The sequence below is a fragment of the Spiribacter salilacus genome, assembly GCF_009649225.1.
Taxonomy (GTDB): Bacteria; Pseudomonadota; Gammaproteobacteria; order Nitrococcales; family Nitrococcaceae; genus Spiribacter; species Spiribacter salilacus.
In genome coordinates, this window is the sequence record NZ_WJPP01000011.1 from 1 (window position 1) to 1,224 (window position 1,224).

General features: G+C 58.4%; 1 protein-coding gene. It reads left to right on the forward strand.

The window, feature by feature from the left end:
- Nucleotides 1–1,224, forward strand: a 1,224-nt coding sequence (locus tag GH984_RS10735) for a hypothetical protein (RefSeq protein WP_153720221.1), incomplete at both ends; no start/stop codon positions are given.

Genomic DNA, 1,224 nt, shown 5'->3' on the forward strand with positions numbered 1-1,224 from the left:
GTTGAAGTGCCCGCCGGCGTTTATAAATTCCTTGGTGAATCAGGTAGCTTTACACCCACCAGTGAAGATTACCTCGACTTAGACTTCTGGCAGGCCGAGACTTCCGCCAGTGGCTTGATTCCCGACATTGGCAATGTGAGCGACTCAGATGCCATTGCCGTGGGCGGCATGGTGGTGCGCAACCAGGTGGAGTCGGGTGCCATCGCGTTAGTCACCGGGGCTACGCTGAGCGCCGGCAGCCTAAGCGTAACCGCCAAAGAGTCTTCTACGATGATCGCCGAGCTTGATAGCTTTGTGGAAAGCTCTGGCGGCTCGAACACCGGTGGTGGTGACTCGGTGGCCACCAACGGCGCCATTGCCACCAACCTGGTGCTTGGCACTGCCACGGCTGAGATCCGCAATAGTGATATCACCACCAACAGCGGTGGCGTCTCCGTCATTGCCGATAATGAAGCCAGCATCGAGGCTACCAACAAGAGCGTGACCCTCTCTGGCGATGAAGCGGTGGGCGCGAGCCTTGCCTTTAATACGGTGGGCTATAAACCGCAGAACCTGCTGCAGGCGGGCTTCGACACAATCCTCGGCATCTCTATGCAGGAGGCGGCAGACGCGCAGTCTATTGCTCGGGTAGTGAACAGCACAATCACCGCGGCGGGTGATGTGGATGTTAAGGCAATTAACGAGTCTTCCATTGAAGCCAACCTACTTAATGATGCGACCTCCTCAGCCGGTGCGCTGTGGGGGGCATCTGGTGCGGCAGCCAGTGGCCTGCTGGCTAACAACCGGGTCGCCGGTGGGGCCCTGGCTGAGATTGATACCAGTGATGTATCCACCAGCGCATCGGGCAATCTCACGCTGTTAGCTGATGATAATTCCTTCATTAATGCCACCAGTGTGATGAAGGCCATCTCCAGCACCACTAACGATGGCGGTGCCAGCCTAATCGGCGGCATGGTCGAGCAGCTCGGTGCCAGCTATGCCTTTACCAGCGAATCGGGCACTCAGTCCCTCAAAGAGGATGATCGGGTGCGGGTGGCGAGTGGTTACGACCAAGGTGGCGTGCCCGGTGCCACCTACCGATACGTTGGCGACGGCGGCGATGTCGATTTGGGCGATACCAATTATAGCAACGCCAGCCTCTGGGCCCGCGTTAGCGAGAGCTCACCGGCCGACTTAATCCCGCAGGGTCTGAACGTTTCTGAATCTGACTCGGTGGCGATGGGC